Source organism: Romboutsia sp. MSSM.1001216sp_RTP31141st1_G3_RTP31141_220114 (assembly GCF_039031195.1).
Taxonomy (GTDB): domain Bacteria; phylum Bacillota; class Clostridia; order Peptostreptococcales; family Peptostreptococcaceae; genus Romboutsia_C; species Romboutsia_C hominis.
In genome coordinates, this window is the sequence record NZ_JBCIUO010000001.1 from 418497 (window position 1) to 438344 (window position 19848).

Below are 19848 nucleotides of genomic sequence, written 5' to 3' on the forward strand. Positions count from 1 at the left end.
TATAGTTAAAGAAATAGGAGTGATATCTAGTACAACTTCAGGATGGAGTAAAGAACTATTAAATAATATAGATATATAAAAACTGTAGTCTAAACTACAGTTTTTATATTAAAGTTTAAATTAAAATAGTTTAGATAAGTTAAAAATTGATTGTTAATATTAGGAGAAATAGTTATGAAAATGCTTTTGAAATATGCTTTAAAATACAAAGGGCAGTTTTTTACAAGAATAGCTACGATATCTTTAGTAGCATTAGCTAGTATATGTTTTGATTTTATGATGGGATTTATAGTAGACATATTTGCAAGTGGGGATGTAAATAAATTTATACCAATAATAGTGGCAACAATTGGATTAATAATTATAATGTTTATAACAGAGTATTTAGATGGTCTTGTAATGTCTAAATATATAAAAAATACAGTAAATTACTTAAGATGTGATATATTTTTTAAAGTAATAAATAAAGATATAAAAGACTTTTCACTAGATAACAGTGGTAAGTACATATCAGTATTATACAATGATGTAAAAATGATAGAAGATAATTTTTTAAATAATATATTTTTAATAATATCATCATTAATATCTTTTACAATATCATTGGGAGTATTATTTTTTATAAGTCCATCTATAGTTGTATTTATAGCAGTATTTGGAGCATTTGGATTTATAATACCAAATGCTTTATCTAAGAAGTTAGTTATAGAAAAGAATGAATACTCAAAAAATCTAGAAGAAATAACTTCATTAACGAAAGATTTGTTTACAGGATTTGAAGTTATAAAAGGCTTTAATATAAGTAATAAGATAAATAAAATATTTAAAGAAAGTTCGATTAAAGTAGAAAGTAGTAAAAGAAGATATGCAATACTTGAAGCAATAATAAAAGGATTTTCTCTATCTTTTAGTGTAACTATATACCTAGGAGTATTAATTTTAGGTGGGTATTTAATGTATAAAAAAAGTATATCAGTAGGTACTGCCATAATAATAATACAATTAAGTACCCATATAGTATCTCCAGTTAAAACAAGTATATCTCTCATAAATCAAATAAAATCAGTATCTCTTATAGCAGATAAAATAGAAGAAATACTTGAAACATCCAATGAAAGTATAGAAGAAGTTAAGCTTAATGAGTTTGAAAATTCTATAGAAGTTAAAAACCTTAATTACTCATATACTAGTGATAGAAAAGCTTTAGATAATATAAATTTAACTTTTGAGAAAAATAAAAAGTATGCAATAGTTGGAGAAAGTGGATGCGGTAAAAGTACTTTAATAAAATTACTTATGAGGTATTATACAGACTATGAAGGAAGTATAAATTTTGATAATAAAGATTTAAAAGAAATATACAGTTTAGATTTATATAAAAATATATCAATGATACAACAAAATGTATTTATGTTTGATGATTCTATAAAGGAAAATATAAAATTATTTGCAAATTATAGCGATGAACAAGTGTTAGAAAGTTGTAAAAGGTCAGGGATATTACCTCTCATAAATAAACTTGAAAATGGAATAGAGTCACATGTTGGAGAAAATGGAAATAAGTTATCAGGTGGAGAAAAACAAAGAATTGCTATAGCTAGAGCACTTATAAATAATACACAGATACTTATACTAGATGAGTCTACATCTGCATTAGATAATGAAACTGCTTATAACTTAGAAACATCACTGTTAAGTCTTAATGATTTAACGATGATAGTTGTAACTCACAAGCTTATAAAAAATATATTAATAAATTATGATGAGATAATAGTTATGAAAGAAGGAAGGGTTATAGAAAAAGGAAGCTTTAAAGAATTAATCGACCTTAAAGGATATTTTTATAGCTTATATTATATACAAAGTGATGATAACAAAAATAAAATAACATAGACAATTTAAGCAAACAAAATTAACTTAAAAATTTGTAAAAATAGCATATATTATAACCCTCTTAAATATATCAATTATAAGAGTATATTTAAGGGGGTTTTTTATGAGCAAAAAAACATATGAATATAAATGTGTAGTAATAAATGAAAATGCTAAAAAGACAGCTGAAATATTAAATAAATATGGAAGTGATGGATGGAAGTTAGTATCTGTTTGGAACTCTTGGCACTATCTTAGCAAAAAGATAAAAATAGAAGATGAAGATTAAAATAATCTATAAAATATATTAGCCTAATTAAATATGTAAAAATTAATGTATAAGTAAATTAAAAAAATGTACCCTATAGAGTAGTTTTTAAATTATCTACTTACATAGGATACATTTTTATATATTTAAATTTTAAAATTTTTAAATAAAACTATATTCAATCAAACATATTAGATATAGATATTAACTTATTTAAGTTTTTATCTAAAAATTGTTTGATGGCTTTACATTGATAATTAAAAGAAGGTATATTATCAACAAAAGGCTCTAGGTTACGTCTACATCCACCACCGCAAAGCTTAAAGTACTTACATTTTTTACAGGTATTATGTATGTATAAAGAACGATTTAAAAATTCTAATGCCTTAGAAGAAGCCATAAGTTCGTCTAAAGAATCTTTATTAATGTTACCTAATTTCCAATAATCAAAGCAGTATAAGTCACAAGGATAAACATCACCATTGGATTCAATAGCTATATTAAGACTGCAAAATCCATTCATACCACAGCTAGTTGGATTATATCCTTTAAGAACAGTTATATAATCCATAAAGTTTCTTATTTCTACAAACTTACCGTTTTTAATATCTTTATACCAAAGATTAAATAATTTATCTAAAAATATATAAAAACTAGTAGTATCTAAGTAATTTTTAAACTCATTTTCTATATATTTATTTTGATTATCTATCTCGAAGTTTTTTATATAGGGTATAAATTGTATATATGGAAAATCATTAGATTTAAAATACTCATAAATCTCATCTATATTTTTAGCGCTTTCTTTAGTTACAACAGATAGTATATTAAAATTAACCTTATATTTTTTTAATATATTAATAGCTGATATAACCTCATCAAAAGTGGAAGAGCCATTTTTATATGTCCTATATAAATCGTGAGTTTCTTTTAAACCATCTAGTGATATTTCAACTAAAAAATCGTTTTCTTTAAAGAAAATCGCAAATTCATCATCTATATTTATACCATTAGTTTGAATAGAATTTACAATATTAATATTATTATTGTTATATTTATTTTGTAATGTTATAAGCTTTTTATAAAAATCAATGCCTACTAAAGTAGGCTCTCCACCTTGAAATATAAAGTTTATATAATCTACATTTTTACTTAAAGCATTTTTAACTATATTTTCTAGTGTAGAAATATCCATAAAATCATTAGTATAAACATCCCTATTTTTTGATATATCTTTATAAAAACAATATTTACAATCTAAATTACAAGCACTAGAACTAGGCTTTATTAAAATTGTTAAATGATTCATAAAATCCCCCTTTAGGTAGATAAAATTGTATATCTGTTATTAATAACTATTATATATTAAAAAATAATATTTATTAAATATAAAATATATTAATAACCCCTGTTTTTATATTAAACAGGGGTTATTAATATATTTTATTATAAAATTAACCTTCTTTAATCTCAAGAATTCCCATAGGACAAGCATCAACACAAAGTCCACAAGCTATACATTTAGATGGCACAGGCTTATCATCTACTTTTGCTATTATGCCTTTAGGACAGGCATCAACACAAGTAAGGCAACCATTACATTTTTTCTTATTAATCATATAAACACCTTTAGGATTTTGAGTTATTGCTCCTTGAGGACATTTTTTAGCACATAGACCACATTGATTACATGCCTTAACATCTAAAGAATCATCTTTCTTTAATCCTATTTTTATACATGGAGTGTTTAATCCATAATGCTTATAAAATGCATTTGAGCAAGTCATTTCACAAGCTAAGCAATTTTGACATAGAGATCTGTCTGTAACAACTAATTTTTTCATTCCCTTTTCCCCCTAAAAATTTAGATTGTATTGCTAACTGTATTCAAGTTAAGTGTAGGACAAATACTTATAAAAATCAATTTGAAATTGTGACAAGTAAAATAATTTATAGAACTTAAAAATTTTAGAACAACAATATGAAAAATATATTAAATATGAAGAAGAAAATAACAAATTAATCAAATGAAATTACAAATACATAAATAAATCAAATTTATATAATATTAGTGTAATCATAAAAAGGGAGGACAAAGCTTATGATAACAGTTGTAACATTTAATCCATCAATAGATACACTTTACAAACTAGAATCTTTTGAAATAGGAAAGGTTCAAAGGGCAGGGGATGTTAAAAAAAGTGCAGGTGGAAAAGGTATAAATGTAGCTAGAGTACTAAATCAATTAGGGCATAGTCCTATATGTATGGGTTTTGTAGGTGGATACAATGGCCTTTATATAAAGGATGAAATAAAAAAGATTGGTCTTAGAGATGAATTTATAAAAATAGATGGTGAAACTAGAGTTTGTTTAAATATAATAGATAAAAATAAAGTAAGTACAGAAATACTTGAAAGTGGTCCTACAGTAGAAGAAAACGACATGATAAAGTTTGAAAGACATTTAGAACATATATTAGAAGAAACTAAAATACTAGTAGCTAGTGGAAGTTTACCTAAAGGATTGCCAATTGATTATTATGGATTGTTAGGAGAAATATGTAGGATTAAAAATATAAAATTTATATTAGATACTAGCGGTAAATACCTTGAAAGTGCAATAAATAGTCATATATATATGATAAAACCTAATATAGATGAACTAGAGGCTTTATGTAAGTGTAATATAAATAATAAAGAAGATGCTATAAAAGAGGCTTATAAATTATTAAGATATAATATAGAAAATATATGTATATCTATGGGCAAAGATGGGATGATTCTTGTAAATAAGGATAGTATATATGAAGTAAAAATACCAAGTATAAAAATAGAAAATACAGTTGGTAGTGGAGATTCATCAATAGCAGGATTTGCATATGGATTATTAAATGATTATTCATTAAAGGACTGTCTAAGGTTATCTAATGCTTGTGGAATGTCTAATGCTATGAATATTAAAACTGGATTTATAGATGTAAATGAAGTTGAAAAGTTATTTAAAGAAATAGAAGTATTAGAGTATAGTAAAATCTAATATAATTAGGTTATGTAAACTAAAAAATAAAATAAGTTAAAAAGCTATAAAATTAGGGAAGATACTAAATTTTATAGCTTTTTTAATTATAAAATAATATAAATACAAAAACCTCTATTTGAATGAATATGCGTTAAAAATGTTGTGTGTTATAATTAAATTAGCAGTTAATATCAAACTAAGGGGGAAGTATGAAAAATAAATTTTTAATTGGTTCATTAAAGTGTATGGTAATTTCGTTTATTATCGGTATGATATTAATATTTTTATCGACATCTATAGGGCTAAAAATGGGATATGATGCAATTCAAGCTAGTGGTGGAGGAATGGAAACATCTCAATATGAAATGATTGTTAAATCTAATATAGATAATTTTAGAACAGGTGGATTTGTTTTTTCTTTTATAGGTGGATTAGGGATATTGATGAGTGGATATACTTTATATAAAAATATTGAGGAGTAATATTTATCTATTTAAATAAAATTATTATATTGAGAGTAGTAAGATTAAAATTACTGCTCTTTTTATTGTTTATTTGATTTTAAGAATATATAAAGCCTTGTGAAGTAGTCAAAATAATATATAAGTATTTATAAAATCGTGGACACATTTTCATGATTAAAGAAGGAGGAACGAAACGTTCCTCCTAGGATAAAATATATTTATGTATTAATAATAAGTAAATAAGATGTATAATTAAAATAAATCAATTTTATTAAAACAAAGAAGTAAAAAGGGTGAAAAAATGAATTATAAAATACTTACACATGAAGACTATGATGATATAGTGGATATATCAAGAAATATTTGGGAAGGCAATGATTATTTACCTAGTGTATTTCACAAATGGGTAGATGAAAAAGATGGGTGTTTTTTAGGGCTAGTTGTAGATAATAAGGTAGTAGCAGTAGGAAAATATAGTATTCTAATAGATGGACAAGGATGGCTTGAAGGGCTTAGAGTACATGTTGATTATAGAGGGAGACAATATGCACATGCAATTTGCGATATGTTGTTTAATTTAGCAAGAGAAGATTTAAGAAATAATAAGATAACTAATATAGCAATGTGCACTCATAAAGATACTGTAGCTAGCATAAATATGATGAAGGCAAAGAATTTTTATTTAGAAGATAGTTGTCTGGTAGTATTTAAAGAAAATGATAATTACAATAAAGATATAAATGATTTTAATATTGAAAAATGGGACATATCATATGAAGAATTTAAAAATTTAGATTATTTTAAGAAAAATAAAAATAGAATAACTTATGGATTTACTTATTTTAATTTATGTAAAGAAATATATGATGAGTTAGTTAAAAGTAATTCTTTAGTAATAGTAAATGGTCATAGATGTATAGTTAAAGTGAAAGGAAATCCTTCTATAATATGTATAGATAATACTTTTGAAGGTATTAATGACTGTGTAAATTATTATTTATTAAAAGAAAATTCTAGTGAAGCTGAAATATATATACATAATCCAAGTGATGAATTAATAAGTAAGTTAAAAGAAAACAAATATGAGTCATTAACTAATTTTGAAAATGATTGTTTGTATTATGTTTATAAAGAATAGAGGTAAAAGTATATAGATTAATCTATATACTTTATTTGTATAAAGGGGGAAAAATTAATGGGTGTAGAATTAAAAAAGATAACGCATAAAGATATAGATGATTTTAAATTAATACAAAAATGGAATAATGACAACAGTATAAAGTATTTACTTAGACCAAATTTTAAAGAAGGAGAAATAGAAGATATAACATTAGAGGAATTAATAGAAGGAACTAGAATAAATGAATACAAGCATACATACATGATAGTTAAAAATGATAGAAATGTTGGATTTGTAACTATTGATACAAATTTTAAAATGTTATTTAATGAATGTGATGATACTGCTTGGATTAGTATATGTGTAGGAGATAATAAATGTAGGGGGAAAGGTATAGGACTAAAAGTAATGAAGTTATTAGAAGATAAGGTAAGAGAGTTAGGTAAAAATAAAATAGAGTTAGGGGTATTTGAATACAATACTAAAGCTATAAATTTTTATAAGAAAAATGGGTATAAAGCAATAGGAAAATCTGAAAATTTTGTGTATTACAATGAAAATTGGTATAGTGATATAAGAATGGAAAAACAGATAAATTTATAATTAAAATTAGTTAGGGAGATATTTGCAATGAAGGAGAAAATAATACATCAAAAAACAGAAAAAGAAAAAATGTTATCAGGAGAACTCTATTGTGCTTTAGATAGTGAATTAGTAAAAGAACATGAGAAAGCTCAAAGCATTCTTAGAAAATTTAACAATTCTTCAGATATAAATAGAAGTGAAATATTAAAATCTTTATTTGGAAAAACAGGTGAAAATTTTTGTGTAAAACCTACTTTCCGTTGTGACTATGGATACAATATTTATGTAGGAGAAAATTTCTTTGCAAATTATGATTGCATTATATTAGATGTTTGTAAAGTAACAATAGGAGATAATTGTATGATGGCTCCAAGAGTATGCATATATACTGCAACTCACCCATTAGATGTAGAATTAAGAATATCTGGCTTAGAATATGGTAAGCCAGTTACTATTGGAAATAATGTTTGGCTTGGTGGAAATTCAGTTATAGCGCCTGGGGTAACAATTGGTGATAATGTAGTGGTTGCAGCAGGAGCTGTAGTTGTAAAAGATGTTCCGGGCAATGTAGTAGTAGGTGGAAATCCTGCTAAAATTATAAAATATTTATAGTAAATATCTATTATTAAATATTTTTCAAAAACTATAAAACTTTATTAAAGATAAGTAATACCAAGTAATATCATAGAATTTATTCTGATATTAGTTGGTGTTAATTTATGTACATTTTTAGTTATATATTATTAATTATAACCTTCAAATAAATGCCTTCCAAAAATATCAACTTTTTATTTAAAATATTTTTAACTTCTTTTCTAAGTGACTTATCTGTATAAAAATCAATAATACATTCTTGTGTTTTTTACTTACACTTGCGTATCTATAAATCATTTGGTATAAAGTTCTTTGTGATAAAATCTATAAATTAATAGTTTATGGCACTGTTAAATGTATTGATTTTGCTAGAGTAATTTAGTTAGTGTCAAAATTTTGATTATATAACAAATAAATAATTAAATAAAAAAATATTTAAACATGCAAGTTTTTTAATTTTATTTACGAATTAATTATTGTAAAAGCTTTTATAGTTAGGAGGAAGTAACTTGCAAGACAAATTAATGATTAAATATATCAAAAAGAAAAATCAAAAAGGAATGGAAATTTTAATAGACCAGTATAATGCCCTTATTACTTCAGTAGTTAGATATCACTTAGGTACACTTATTAATTACGAAGAAGAATGTGTTAGTGATACTTTACTAGCCATTTGGGATAATATAGAAGGATTTGAAAAAGATAAAAACTCTTTTAAAAACTGGATATGTGCAATAGCTAAATATAAAGCAATTGACTACAAAAGAAAATATCTAAATAAGATAGAGACATCTAGTTTAGATGAACAAACATATTATATAGACAAAAATTTACTAAAGGTAGAAATTCAAGAGGAATTAAATGAGACATTAAACTTCTTATCAGAAGAAGACAAAGAAATATTTAGACGATATTATCTAGATGATGAAAGTGTAGTAGATATAGCAAATGATAAAAAGTTAGCTATTTCAAGTATACATAGTAAATTATCTAGGGGTAAGGCGAAAATAAGAAAAGCTTTATTAAATGACGGAGGAAAATAATATGATAGATAAATATAAAGTATTAAATAATGAAAAAATTCAATTTGATAGATATGATGAAGTAAAAACTGATAACGAAAAAATGAAAAATATAATGAAATCTAAGTTAAAGTCAAGAAAACAAGTAAATAAAAAATTAATAGCAGCAAGTATATCAGCAACACTTATACTAGGCTCTGTGGCTCTAACTAATGAAACTACATGGGCATATATTGATAGATTAGTAAATCATATTGAATCTTTCCTAGATAGAGATTATGGTGAATTTGAGAAGTACAAATTTGAAGGGAATCAATCAATAGAAGATAATGGATTAGTTCTTAATCTAGGAGATGTAATGCTTGATGATAGACAATTAATTATAAGTTTAAGTATGGATTATACTAATTTTAATTTTAAAGAGCATGGCATTAATAAAAAAGATTTTATACCAGATATCCCAATAGTAACTATAGGAGATATGTCTTTCCCTGGTCAAGGAGGGGGAATCATGCAAAGAGATTTAAGAGCTGAAAATAAAAAAGAGTTTTTATATACTGTTAATTTAACTAGTATTGACACTGACGGAGATGGACTTGTGGATACTGACTTTGAGATACTTGATAATCTAGAAAAAAATAAAGATTATAATTTAAAAATCAAATTTAAAGATTTTGATATAGGGGAATCAAAGACTGAAAAAGGAAGGTTATTAAGTAAAAGTTTTGGCAATTGGGAGTTTAATACAACTATAAATAGTTCTAATATATCTAGTGATTTAAAAATTGTCGATATTAACAAAGTTATAGATATAGGTAAAGGGGTTAAATTTAAAATTGATCAAGTAAGAATTTCTCCTACTTCAGTGAATATTAAAACACAATTAGAAGGAGATGAGTCCAATGTAACATCCTTAATACATAATGCAGATGTTTTTGTAAAAGATGAAAGTGGAAATAGATTATTTGGTGGGGGAATTGGTAATTCAAATGGAAATGGTATATACCATAATTTTGAACGTGAAGGTAGCGAAAAGAAGATTACCATAATTCCTGTAATCTATTCGGAAAATAATACTAAATATTTTGAAGATGAAAAAATAGAAATAGATATTCCTTAAATTAATATTTTTTAATAATACCAATGATTATTAATAGTCATTGGTATTATTTATTTTTATTAAACTTTTGTGAATTTTTAATAAGGTTATATAAATATTTTAGATAATATAATTGCAAATATGTAATAAAAAATATCGAAAAACAATAAAAAGTATTGAAATATATCTTTATGTATTATATAATTTATTTATCGAAAAACAATAATTATATATCGTGTATGGAGGAAATATGAAAAAATATATTTTAAATTTAATACCATTTATTATAGGTATAGGATGTTTTGTAAGTTTTAATTTTATAGGAAGTGAAGTAGCACCAGATGGTACTTTAGTAGAGCCATTTTTCTTAATACCTATAGGATATCTATTTTTATTTATAGGAATAATAGGAGTATTAGTTAGAGTAGGATTAAATTATTTTAAAAGATCAAAATGTAATCAATAGATAAATTAAAAGCTGGCATATAAGCCAGCTTTTTCATATATATAGAATTTATGTTAAGTATAAAATTGTTTAGAATTAATAAAAATGAGGTTAATCATATATTGATTTTGAGTATTCAGTTGGAGAAATACCAAATGATGTCTTAAATTTTTTAGAAAAATAGTGAATAGAAGAAAACCCAAGCATCTCAGATATTTCACTAATAGTATAAGAAGTGTTTTTAATAAGTTCTTTACTTTTTGATAATTTTAATTCATTTATATAATTTTTTACAGTATTATCCATATTCTTTTTAAATAATGAGTGTATCATAGATGGACTTATACAAAAATGACTACATAATGTATTTATAGATAATTTTTCGTATATATGTTCATCTATAAATGAAAGTATTTCATTTAATAAGCTGTTTTCATAAGTTTGTCGCATGTGAGTCGTTGGTTTAGATTGAAAGTAGGTATTTTTTAGTCTGGCAGTATGTATAATAAGCTGTTTTAAGTAACAAATAGATAAATCATTGGAGTATATATCGTCGTTTGAAAGTTCTTCTATAAGTTTACTTATAATATTGTAGGATTCTCTTTCTAAAGTAAATACTTTATTACAAAGTACTTCATAGTCATTAGAGTCCATTTTAAAGTTAATAGTTAAGTAAGAGCTAATATTATCTGAAGTAGCTTGAGTATGAAATTGAAATGGAGCATAAAATATGAGATCGCCTTGTTTTAAATTATATTCTTTACCATCTACATTAGTAGATAGGTTTCCTTTATCAACATATGTAAGTTCCCAATAAGGGTGAGATTCACCAGCAAAAGAATAGTTAGTCCCCTTTTCTTGATAAAACTTAGTATAAATTTGATCAATATTAAGGGAAGATGAAATTTTAGTATAAGTATATTCTTCTTTTAGATTTATAGACTTAAATTCATCTTTAGATATTATGCTTATTTCACTTTCATCTGAAATTGATATTATATTGAAATATATTCCTTTTTTTAAGTTAATTATCCTATTTATTATAAAAGATTTTATATCTTTTCCATCTAATGAAACTAGTATCATAACAACACCTTTATTTACTTTTAAAAAGGTAGAATTATCAGATGTTAATTTTAACTTCTTAATACTTTTGTTTTTTATATTTATATCTTTTGAAAAATCTCTATCTAAACTATCACAAACTAGTTCCCCAAAATTTTTAAAGGTAGGATTAGTAGTTTTTATGAACATGGATACCCCCTAAAAAGTTTAATATGTTAAAATTTTCCCCTAATATAATTTTATACTATTTAATATGGTATGTAAATTAAGATAAATAAAAGTGTATTTATTAAAAAAGTTGTAAAGGAAAATGTTTATTCTAAGTAAATTAGGGTATAAAAGTAAAAAATGTATAATGAATTATTTTTGTAGGATGAAACAATCCTAAAGTGAATTTATTAAGTAAAATATATGAATAAAAGTTCAAAGTAAATTTTATAAAAATTGGTTTTAAAATATTTGATTTTAATATAAAATAAAATTATAAGATATAAGTATAGACGTAGTAAATATTTGTCTAACAACTTATACAGACATAAGTCATAGTATATACTATAGGTAAATTGACTTATATAATTAACTGTGATAAAATCATTTAAAAATTTATATTTAAAGGAGATATGAGTATGTTAGAACCTGAACCCGAAAGGACCATCTTACAATCAATTTTTAAAAATGTGAAGGACTTTATAAATAATATTATTCACATTATAACAGGTAAAAAAGAAAATAATGAATTAGATAATCTAGCTGTAGATAGTAAGTTTGAATTAAACGATAAAGTAGCTAGAGAAATTATGGTATCAAGTAAAGATGCATTTTTAATAGATGTAAATGAAAATATAGATACTATATTAGATGATATATCTATAATAAATTATTCGAAAATACCTGTATACGAAGAATATGTAGACAATATAATAGGAGTCTTACATGTAAAAGATTTAATGATTGAGGCTAGAAAAGAAGGATTTAAAAATATAGACATAAGAAAGATTCTTCATAAACCATGTTTCATACCAGAAACTAAAAATGTAAGTGAATTATTCAATTCAATAGATTCACAAAATGATAATTTATTTATATTAATAGATGAATATGGAGCATTTTCAGGCATAGTAAGTATGGAAGATTTAATCTGTGAGATCAAGGGTATAACTTATGACAAAAGTGATTTACACCATGATAAAATCAAAAAAATAGATGACAACAACTTTATGGTTAAAGGAGTATTAAGTGTAAGTGACTTTAACGAAATATTTAATGTTAACATTGAAGAAGGAGATTATGACACCTTAAACGGTTATATTATAAATCAGCTAGGAAAGATTCCAAATGAGAACGAAGACATACAGATTAATTTAGGGAAGTTAATTCTTAAATTAATAAGAATTAATAAAAGAAGAATAGAAGATATTCAAATAAGTATATTATAGGTGTAGATTATTCTACACCTTTTTATAATATTATAAAAAATAATAGTATCTATTTGATATACATAATAGAGTAACTTTTAATTATATATTGTCATATACATATACAAAATAAAAAAATCAACTAGGGGGATTTTACATGCAATTAAATAATGACAATATGAATAAAAATAATATGAATAATAAATCTTTACAAGGGCAAGGAACAAATCAACAATTTCCAGGTGGGTCTCAAAATCAAGGAACAAATCAACAGTTTCCAGGAGGATCTCAAAATCAAGGAACAAATCAACAATTTCCAGGTGGGTCCCAAAATCAAGGAACAAATCAACAATTTCCAGGAGGATCTCAAAATCAAGGAACAAATCAACAATTTCCAGGTGGGTCTCAAAATCAAGGAACAAATCAACAGTTTCCAGGAGGATCCCAAAATCAAGGAACAAACCAATTATTCCCAGGAGGGTCTCAAAATCAAGGAACAAATCAGCAATTTCAAGGGGGATCTCAAAATCAAGGAACAAATCAACAATTTCCAGGAGGATCTCAAAATCAAGGAACAAATCAACAATTTCCAGGAGGATCACCAGGACAAGTTGGTTTACCAAGCATGCCACCGCAACCACAACCACAGCAACAACAACAACTAAAGTCAAAGCCACAGCCTGATAGTGGTAATGAAAGGTCAAGAGTAAAGATAAAGTCAGTATTTGACGATAAATTTGTAGTAATTGGAAGAGATGTCTTTTTATATGCAACAGCTCAAAATGCTAATAGCGGTGATACATTTAGACTTATAATAGATGGTAATAAAGCAAAAATAAGAGAAGCAGGAGGAAGTTTCGTAAGAGTAGATAATAGAGACTTTTTAATTGCAGATACTGATAGAAGAGGAGCTACAGAGTTTACAATATATAGAACAGGTGATAGAGAATATGTATTAAGGGCACCTAATGGATACTTTGTTAGAGTTAGAGAAAGTGATGCTAGACTAGTAGCAAGGGCAGTAAATGCTGATGAAAGAACTAGATTTAAATTTAGAAGAGTAGACTAAAAATAAAGCGTACCTTATAATTTTATAAGGTACGCTTTATTTGATTAAAAAATGAATTTTATATTTTTCTATATCTTTTTAGACCTACTATATTTAATAATGAAAGTATTATAGCAAAGAGTAGCAATATAATTATATCCATATATATATCATTAAAGGTATATCCTTTTAAGACTACACCACTAAGTGCATTAGAACCATAGTATAATGGTGTAAATCTAGATAAAACTTGTAACCAATTAGCCATAGATTCTACTGGAATTATTCCTGTAAAAAATATTTGAGGTACTATTATAATTGGTACAAATTGCATCATCTGAAATTCTGAATTTGCAAAAGTAGACATTAAAACACCTAAAGTTAATGCTACAAAGGCTATTAATATATTTATAATTATTACTAAAAATACACTTCCAACTATTTTTATATTTAGTATATATACAGAAAATAGTACTAAAATTATAGTTTGTATAACTGAGAATAATCCATAACCTAGTAAGTAACCTCTTATAATCTCACTTCTTTTAATTGGAGTAGAAAGCAGTTTGTCTAATGTACCTGAAGTTCTTTCCTTTAAAAGAGATATACCTGATACTAAAAATACAAAGAAGAATACAAAAAATCCAATTAGTATAGGGTTTAAAGTATCAAAGTAAGATAAATTTTTATCTCCATATATATAGTTATTTTTAACAGATACTTTGCTAATACCTAAGTTAGCGCTTAAGTTAGGTGTATTTTTAGAAAAGGCAAATTGCTTTTGATATGAGCTAAGTGAATTTTTAATATTAATCATTTCGTCTTTTGCTAATGTAGCATTTATCTTAGCTTCAATCTGTTTACTATTTTGAGGAGAACTATTTTCATAAGTAACATTTAAAGTATTATCATCTAAATATATAAATGCGCTTAAATCATCTTTTAATATTTTATCTTTTATATTATCTTTATTTGAATAATTTAGTATATTTAAATCTGTTTCCTTTAAGTTATCATTAAATTCACTATTAGTATTATAAACACCTATATTTAGTTTTACATCTTTACTTGAATTAAATAAAAAATATACTAAAGACATAACTATAAGAGGTGCAAACATCATAAGAGCTAGGGTTCTTTTATCGTTTATAGTTTGTTTTATAATTCTAATTGCTAATGCTTTAACTCTCATTTAGTTTCACCTCCTAATTTTAAAAATATTTCTTCTATAGTATTAACTTCAAATTCTTTTATTAAATTATTAGGCGTACCAGTAGCAATTATTTTACCGTCCCTTATTAAAGCTAATCTATCACATTTTACTGCTTCATCCATAACGTGAGTTGTTACTATTATAGATTTTCCTTCATTTTTTAAGTTATAAAGCTCATTCCATATATCAAATCTAAGGCGAGGGTCTATACCTACAGTAGGTTCATCTAATATTAAAAGAGCAGGGTCTTGAATTAGAGATATAGCAAGTGATAGTCTTCTTTTCATACCTCCTGAAAAACTTTTAACTTTTTTAGAAAGGTGATTTTCAAGATTAACTAATTTTGAAGTATAATCTATTCTTTCTTTTATTTTAGATTTATTTAATCCAAATATTTTTCCAAAGAAATCTAAATTTTCTTTTGCACTTAAATCTTCATATAAAGCATCTGACTGTGCCATATATCCTATGTTTTGTAATACATCTAAATTAGGAATGGGTTTATTAAATACTTTTATAAATCCGCTATCTATTTTTTCCATACCTATTATAGCTTTAACAAAAGTCGTTTTACCAGCACCAGAAGGTCCTATAAGACCAACTATTTCACCTTTTTTTATATCTAAGCTTAAATCATCTAAAATTATAGATTTAGATATTTCCTTAGATATATTTGAAACTTCAACAATATTCATAAAATACTCCTTTCTATTTTAGTATATACTGTGCCTATTAATGACTATACTACAATTATAATAAAGTTAAAAAACTTAAGGATAATAAAAAGAGGACTTTTAAGTCCTCTTTTTATTAATCTATTATTTCTATAGATTTTATATTATTTTTATCTAAAGATATAGAACTACCAAGTTCAAATCCAGAGACAGTAAGTAAACTTACATATTGATTAGAATTAAATTTGTCCATCCAATCAAGTAGGGCATTAAAGTTTTTAATGTTATTTCTTTCTACTATTTTAGTAAAGCCATTATTAAAGGTTATTTTTAATTTATCAACGCTCAAATATGTCACACCTTTCAAAATTTAGTACATAATAGGTATTAAAGAGCCTAAGTCTAATAATTTTTCATCACTTAAAGAAATAATTTCTTTATTTTTAGATTTAACAAAATCATAAATTTTATCATAATCAGGGTGAAGCTTGATATTACCGTAAAAAGCTAATTCTTTATGAGATATAAGTCCGCTACATCCACCTATAAATCCATAATTCATATTAAATAAATCAATATTTCCTTTAGATATAAGTAAACAATCAATATTGTGTTTTATTACTTCTTTATATATACCTTCATCTGAAGTTATAATAGAATTTTCATCAACAATACATACTGAACATTTTGTATATCCTTGATTTACATTAATCATAGTAAGATTATTTTCTTTTATGTACTTTAAAATGTTTTTGTCTGTATAATCAAAATTATGAATAGCATACTTTCCAAACAAGCAAACATTATATTGTATATTGTTTGGATATTTACTTTCTATAGGTAGATTTCCTTTTATGACATTAAAGTTATACTTTTTTAATTTATCATTATAATAATCATAGACATCAGGAGATACAACTATATTTTCATCATTTAATTTAAATATACTTATATCTGGATGAAACTTTATAGCATCATAAGAATTTTTACATCCAATTGTTTTTATTAAATCTATACCTCTAGCTCTTAAATTTTTCTCCATAGTAGGAGTAATTCTTTTGTCTACTATTGCTAATTTAACATAGTCATTAACTATAAAAGAATCTTTTATAAATTTCATAAATTTTCTCCTAAATATATAATAATTTTAGCTTATCATAAAAATTTAATATTTTACAATATTAAAAGGCATGTTTTTACATGCCTTTTAAGTAACTTTATGATTTGTTATCTTCACTATTACTTTCGTAAATATTAGGATCTTGAGATGGATAAGAGTTATTTGTATTTATTACTCTAAAATTTATTAAATCAGTAGTTTCACTATCAGAACTTTCAAAAACGTCGTTATTATCTATTATTTGATTGTATTGGTCATCAAAATGATTTAAAAATGATAAATTATCATGTTTTTTGTTAGAGTTTTTTTTCATTTTATACTCCTTTAATAATAAATTATATATTAAAAGTATATGTAAGCTAATATATTTTATACTAATACTTAGATTAAATTGTTATAAATTTAGATAATATAAAGATTAAAAATGGGTAATATATATAAAAATGTAAATAAATAATTAATAAATAAAATAAAAGTCTTGTCATAATAAATAAGAAAAGGTTATAATATTAAAGAAAAATAACATTTACATTTTAATTATATTGGTAAATAAAGTTTTATTAATTGTCGAAAAGTATTGAAAAATGACATGTATGGGGCAAGGCTTCTAATATTTAATTTTTAAGAGGTGCATATCATAAATACTTAGACTAGATAAATAAACTAAATTTATCAGAAATTAAACAAAAGTAGAGGGCGAGAAAATATGACAATACTAATAAATGCACTAGGCATAATTATTTTGTTAGGAATATTGTATCTATTATCATCTGATAAAAAAGCAATAAATAAAAAGATGATAGCTAAAGCATTTATAATACAATTTATCCTAGCATTTTTACTGGTAAAATTCCCACTTGGAAGAGCTGCACTACAAAAGGTATCTGATGTAGTAACTGCTACTTTAAGTTATGGATTTGAAGGTTTATCATTTGTATTTGGGCCACTAGCAGATTCAGGTGCTCCAACAGGGATGATATTTGGTATACAAGTTTTAGGTAACATAATATTTATATCAGCATTAGTAGCTGCATTATACTACTTAGGTATAATAGGAGCTGTTGTTAAAGCAATAGGTGGGGTTATAGGTAAAGTACTTGGAACTTCTAAAGTAGAAAGTTTCGTTGCTGTTGCTAATATGTTCTTAGGACAAACTGAATCTCCAATATTAGTTTCAAAGTACTTATCAGGAATGACTAAAAGTGAAATAATGTTAGTTTTAGTATCTGGTATGGGTAGTATGTCTGCAACTGTTTTAATGGGATATGCAGGTCTTGGAATACCTATGGAATACTTACTTATAGGTGGAGCATTAGTGCCACTTGGAAGTATAATAGTATCTAAGATAATACTTCCAGAAACAGAAGTTGAACATGAATTTGTAGCTAAGGGTCATGAACATGAAGGTGCTAAAGAAGAAATAAGTATAGATAATAAAGGGGATAACCCAAATCTTATATCTGCAATATCTCAAGGTGCTAATGACGGGCTTCAAATGGCATTAGGTATAGGTGCTTCACTTATAGCTATAATAGCTTTAGTTGCACTTGTTAATGGTATATTAGGAGTTGTAGGATTATCATTAGAACAAATATTATCATATATATTTGCACCAATAGGAGCATTAATGGGTCTTCCTACAGACAAGATATTAACAGCTTCTCAGCTTTTAGGAAGTAAGTTAGTATTAAATGAATTCGTTGCTTTTGGACAATTAGGTACAATGTTACCAAACTTAGACTACAGAACTGGTCTTATGATGGCAATATCTCTTTGTGGATTTGCTAATATATCAAGTATGGGTATATGTATATCAGGAATATCAGTTTTCTGTCCAGAAAAGAGAAGTTTATTAGCTAAATTAGCATTCAAAGGAATGTTAGGTGGATTCTTCGTTAGTGTACTAAGTGCATTAGTAGTTGGATTAATAATAGCTATATAATTAAATAAATAAGATTATTAAGGAGGAACGAATCGTTCCTTCTTTTTTTGTTATACTAGTTAAGATATAAATAAAAAGGAGAGTTAAAATGGAAAATAAATTTATAAAAAGAACAGCCATTTTAATAGGTGAAGATGGATTAGAGAAACTTAAAAATTCAAATATTCTAGTTATAGGAGTAGGGGGAGTAGGAAGCTTTTGTGTAGAAGCTTTAGTAAGAGCTGGAATAGGAAATATAACTATAGTAGATTATGCTAAAGTTTGTGAAAGTGATTTTAATAGGCAACTACCAGGGCTTAACTCAAAATTAGGCAAAGACAAAGTAGAAGTAGTAAAAGAAAGGCTTTTAGATATAAATAAAAACTTAAATATAAAAGCTATAAATACTATATTTAATAAAGATACTAGCAAAGAAATAATTAATGATGATTATGATTATGTAGTAGATGCAATAGATATGGTATCATCTAAAATTCATTTAATAGAAGAGTGTAAAAAAAGAAATATACCAATAATTAGTTCTATGGGTATGGGCAATAAATTAGATCCAACAAAAATAGAAGTAAGTGATATTTCAAAAACTCATACTTGTCCTCTAGCTAAAGTAGTAAGAAAAGAATTAAGGGACAGAAATATTGATCATTTAAAAGTAGTTTTTTCAAGTGAAAACCCTTTAGAGTTAAAAGAAAAAATATCAGATGGTCATAGAATAATTCCTGGAAGTATATCTTTTATGTCATCTTCTGGAGGTCTTATTATAGCATCTGAAGTTGTTAGAGATTTGTTAAATAATAAATAGAATTTTTTCTATAATTTCTTTAAGTGGCAATGATAATAAATATTGCATATTATAATTAAATTCTAATTATAGCATGGCTACGGG

Annotated in this window: 22 protein-coding genes; 14 read left to right on the top strand and 8 right to left on the bottom strand. The window is 25.0% G+C overall.

Annotation, left to right across the window (positions count from 1 at the left end; genetic code table 11):
* Positions 1-174: 174 nt before the first annotated feature.
* Together ABCP60_RS02090 and ABCP60_RS02095 are read left to right on the top strand one after the other, a co-directional pair.
* Positions 175-1893 (top strand): ABC transporter ATP-binding protein, encoded by a 1719-nt coding sequence (locus ABCP60_RS02090; protein ID WP_343101107.1) that lies wholly within the window; start codon positions 175-177, stop codon positions 1891-1893.
* Positions 1894-1996: 103 nt separating this feature from the next.
* A complete protein-coding gene (locus tag ABCP60_RS02095) occupies positions 1997-2161 on the top strand; it encodes a DUF4177 domain-containing protein (RefSeq protein ID WP_141664391.1) in 165 nt (54 codons plus the stop codon).
* Between the two features lie 157 nt (positions 2162-2318).
* On the opposite strand, the gene ABCP60_RS02100 is transcribed toward ABCP60_RS02095, so the two are convergent.
* Entirely contained in the window at positions 2319-3449 is a 1131-nt protein-coding gene (locus tag ABCP60_RS02100) for an anaerobic sulfatase maturase (RefSeq protein ID WP_240276042.1), read from the bottom strand.
* Between the two features lie 145 nt (positions 3450-3594).
* Positions 3595-3984 (bottom strand): 4Fe-4S binding protein, encoded by a 390-nt coding sequence (locus ABCP60_RS02105; RefSeq protein ID WP_092926580.1) that lies wholly within the window; start codon positions 3982-3984, stop codon positions 3595-3597.
* A 257-nt stretch (positions 3985-4241) separates the two neighbouring features.
* On the opposite strand from ABCP60_RS02105, the gene pfkB reads away from it, so the two are divergent.
* The 8 genes from pfkB (at position 4242) to ABCP60_RS02145 (ending at position 10509) form a co-directional block, all read left to right on the top strand.
* Entirely contained in the window at positions 4242-5177 is a 936-nt protein-coding gene (gene pfkB, locus ABCP60_RS02110) for a 1-phosphofructokinase (RefSeq protein WP_343101108.1), read from the top strand.
* Between the two features lie 191 nt (positions 5178-5368).
* A complete protein-coding gene (locus tag ABCP60_RS02115; protein WP_271934619.1) occupies positions 5369-5641 on the top strand; it encodes a hypothetical protein in 273 nt (90 codons plus the stop codon).
* Positions 5642-5924: 283 nt separating this feature from the next.
* Entirely contained in the window at positions 5925-6761 is an 837-nt protein-coding gene (locus ABCP60_RS02120; protein WP_343101109.1) for a GNAT family N-acetyltransferase, read from the top strand.
* A gap of 57 nt (positions 6762-6818) precedes the next feature.
* A complete protein-coding gene (locus ABCP60_RS02125) occupies positions 6819-7346 on the top strand; it encodes a GNAT family N-acetyltransferase (protein ID WP_271934585.1) in 528 nt (175 codons plus the stop codon).
* Positions 7347-7373: 27 nt separating this feature from the next.
* A complete protein-coding gene (locus ABCP60_RS02130; protein WP_343101110.1) occupies positions 7374-7940 on the top strand; it encodes a maltose acetyltransferase domain-containing protein in 567 nt (188 codons plus the stop codon).
* Positions 7941-8431: 491 nt separating this feature from the next.
* Positions 8432-8965 (top strand): sigma-70 family RNA polymerase sigma factor, encoded by a 534-nt coding sequence (locus ABCP60_RS02135; RefSeq protein ID WP_092926570.1) that lies wholly within the window; start codon positions 8432-8434, stop codon positions 8963-8965.
* Position 8966: 1 nt separating this feature from the next.
* Positions 8967-10064, top strand: a complete 1098-nt coding sequence (locus tag ABCP60_RS02140; protein WP_343101111.1) for a DUF4179 domain-containing protein — start codon at positions 8967-8969, stop codon at positions 10062-10064.
* Positions 10065-10293: 229 nt separating this feature from the next.
* The gene (locus ABCP60_RS02145; protein ID WP_240276036.1) at positions 10294-10509 is read left to right on the top strand and encodes a DUF3955 domain-containing protein; all 216 of its coding nucleotides are present in this window, start codon (positions 10294-10296) and stop codon (positions 10507-10509) included.
* A gap of 90 nt (positions 10510-10599) precedes the next feature.
* Here the strand turns inward: ABCP60_RS02145 and ABCP60_RS02150 are convergent, their stop codons facing one another.
* Positions 10600-11742: an AraC family transcriptional regulator gene (locus ABCP60_RS02150; protein WP_343101112.1), complete on the bottom strand. Its 1143-nt coding sequence runs from the start codon at positions 11740-11742 to the stop codon at positions 10600-10602.
* Positions 11743-12179: 437 nt separating this feature from the next.
* Between ABCP60_RS02150 and ABCP60_RS02155 the strand changes: the two genes are divergently transcribed.
* Positions 12180-12989, top strand: a complete 810-nt coding sequence (locus ABCP60_RS02155; protein ID WP_166505108.1) for a transporter associated domain-containing protein — start codon at positions 12180-12182, stop codon at positions 12987-12989.
* A 136-nt stretch (positions 12990-13125) separates the two neighbouring features.
* Positions 13126-14037 carry a hypothetical protein gene (locus tag ABCP60_RS02160; protein WP_343101113.1) on the top strand — a complete coding sequence of 304 codons (912 nt, stop codon included), beginning with the start codon at positions 13126-13128 and terminating at the stop codon, positions 14035-14037.
* A gap of 58 nt (positions 14038-14095) precedes the next feature.
* Here the strand turns inward: ABCP60_RS02160 and ABCP60_RS02165 are convergent, their stop codons facing one another.
* The 5 genes from ABCP60_RS02165 to ABCP60_RS02185 all read right to left on the bottom strand — a co-directional run bounded on the left by ABCP60_RS02165 (position 14096) and on the right by ABCP60_RS02185 (position 17336).
* On the bottom strand, positions 14096-15208 hold the full coding sequence (locus ABCP60_RS02165) for an ABC transporter permease (protein ID WP_092926558.1): 1113 nt from the start codon (positions 15206-15208) through the stop codon (positions 14096-14098).
* Positions 15205-15924, bottom strand: coding sequence for an ABC transporter ATP-binding protein (locus tag ABCP60_RS02170; protein WP_343101114.1), 720 nt, complete (start codon positions 15922-15924; stop codon positions 15205-15207). Before ABCP60_RS02170 ends, ABCP60_RS02165 begins: the two co-directional genes overlap by 4 nt.
* A gap of 115 nt (positions 15925-16039) precedes the next feature.
* Positions 16040-16252 carry a hypothetical protein gene (locus tag ABCP60_RS02175; protein WP_092926554.1) on the bottom strand — a complete coding sequence of 71 codons (213 nt, stop codon included), beginning with the start codon at positions 16250-16252 and terminating at the stop codon, positions 16040-16042.
* Between the two features lie 21 nt (positions 16253-16273).
* On the bottom strand, positions 16274-17023 hold the full coding sequence (locus tag ABCP60_RS02180; protein ID WP_166505115.1) for a DUF6873 family GME fold protein: 750 nt from the start codon (positions 17021-17023) through the stop codon (positions 16274-16276).
* Between the two features lie 97 nt (positions 17024-17120).
* The gene (locus ABCP60_RS02185) at positions 17121-17336 is read right to left on the bottom strand and encodes a hypothetical protein (protein ID WP_343101115.1); all 216 of its coding nucleotides are present in this window, start codon (positions 17334-17336) and stop codon (positions 17121-17123) included.
* Between the two features lie 393 nt (positions 17337-17729).
* Here ABCP60_RS02185 and ABCP60_RS02190 point away from each other — a divergent pair, with 393 nt between their 5' ends.
* Positions 17730-18965 (top strand): nucleoside transporter C-terminal domain-containing protein, encoded by a 1236-nt coding sequence (locus ABCP60_RS02190; protein ID WP_092926548.1) that lies wholly within the window; start codon positions 17730-17732, stop codon positions 18963-18965.
* A gap of 88 nt (positions 18966-19053) precedes the next feature.
* On the top strand, positions 19054-19764 hold the full coding sequence (locus ABCP60_RS02195) for a tRNA threonylcarbamoyladenosine dehydratase (protein WP_166505116.1): 711 nt from the start codon (positions 19054-19056) through the stop codon (positions 19762-19764).
* Positions 19765-19848 lie beyond the last annotated feature (84 nt).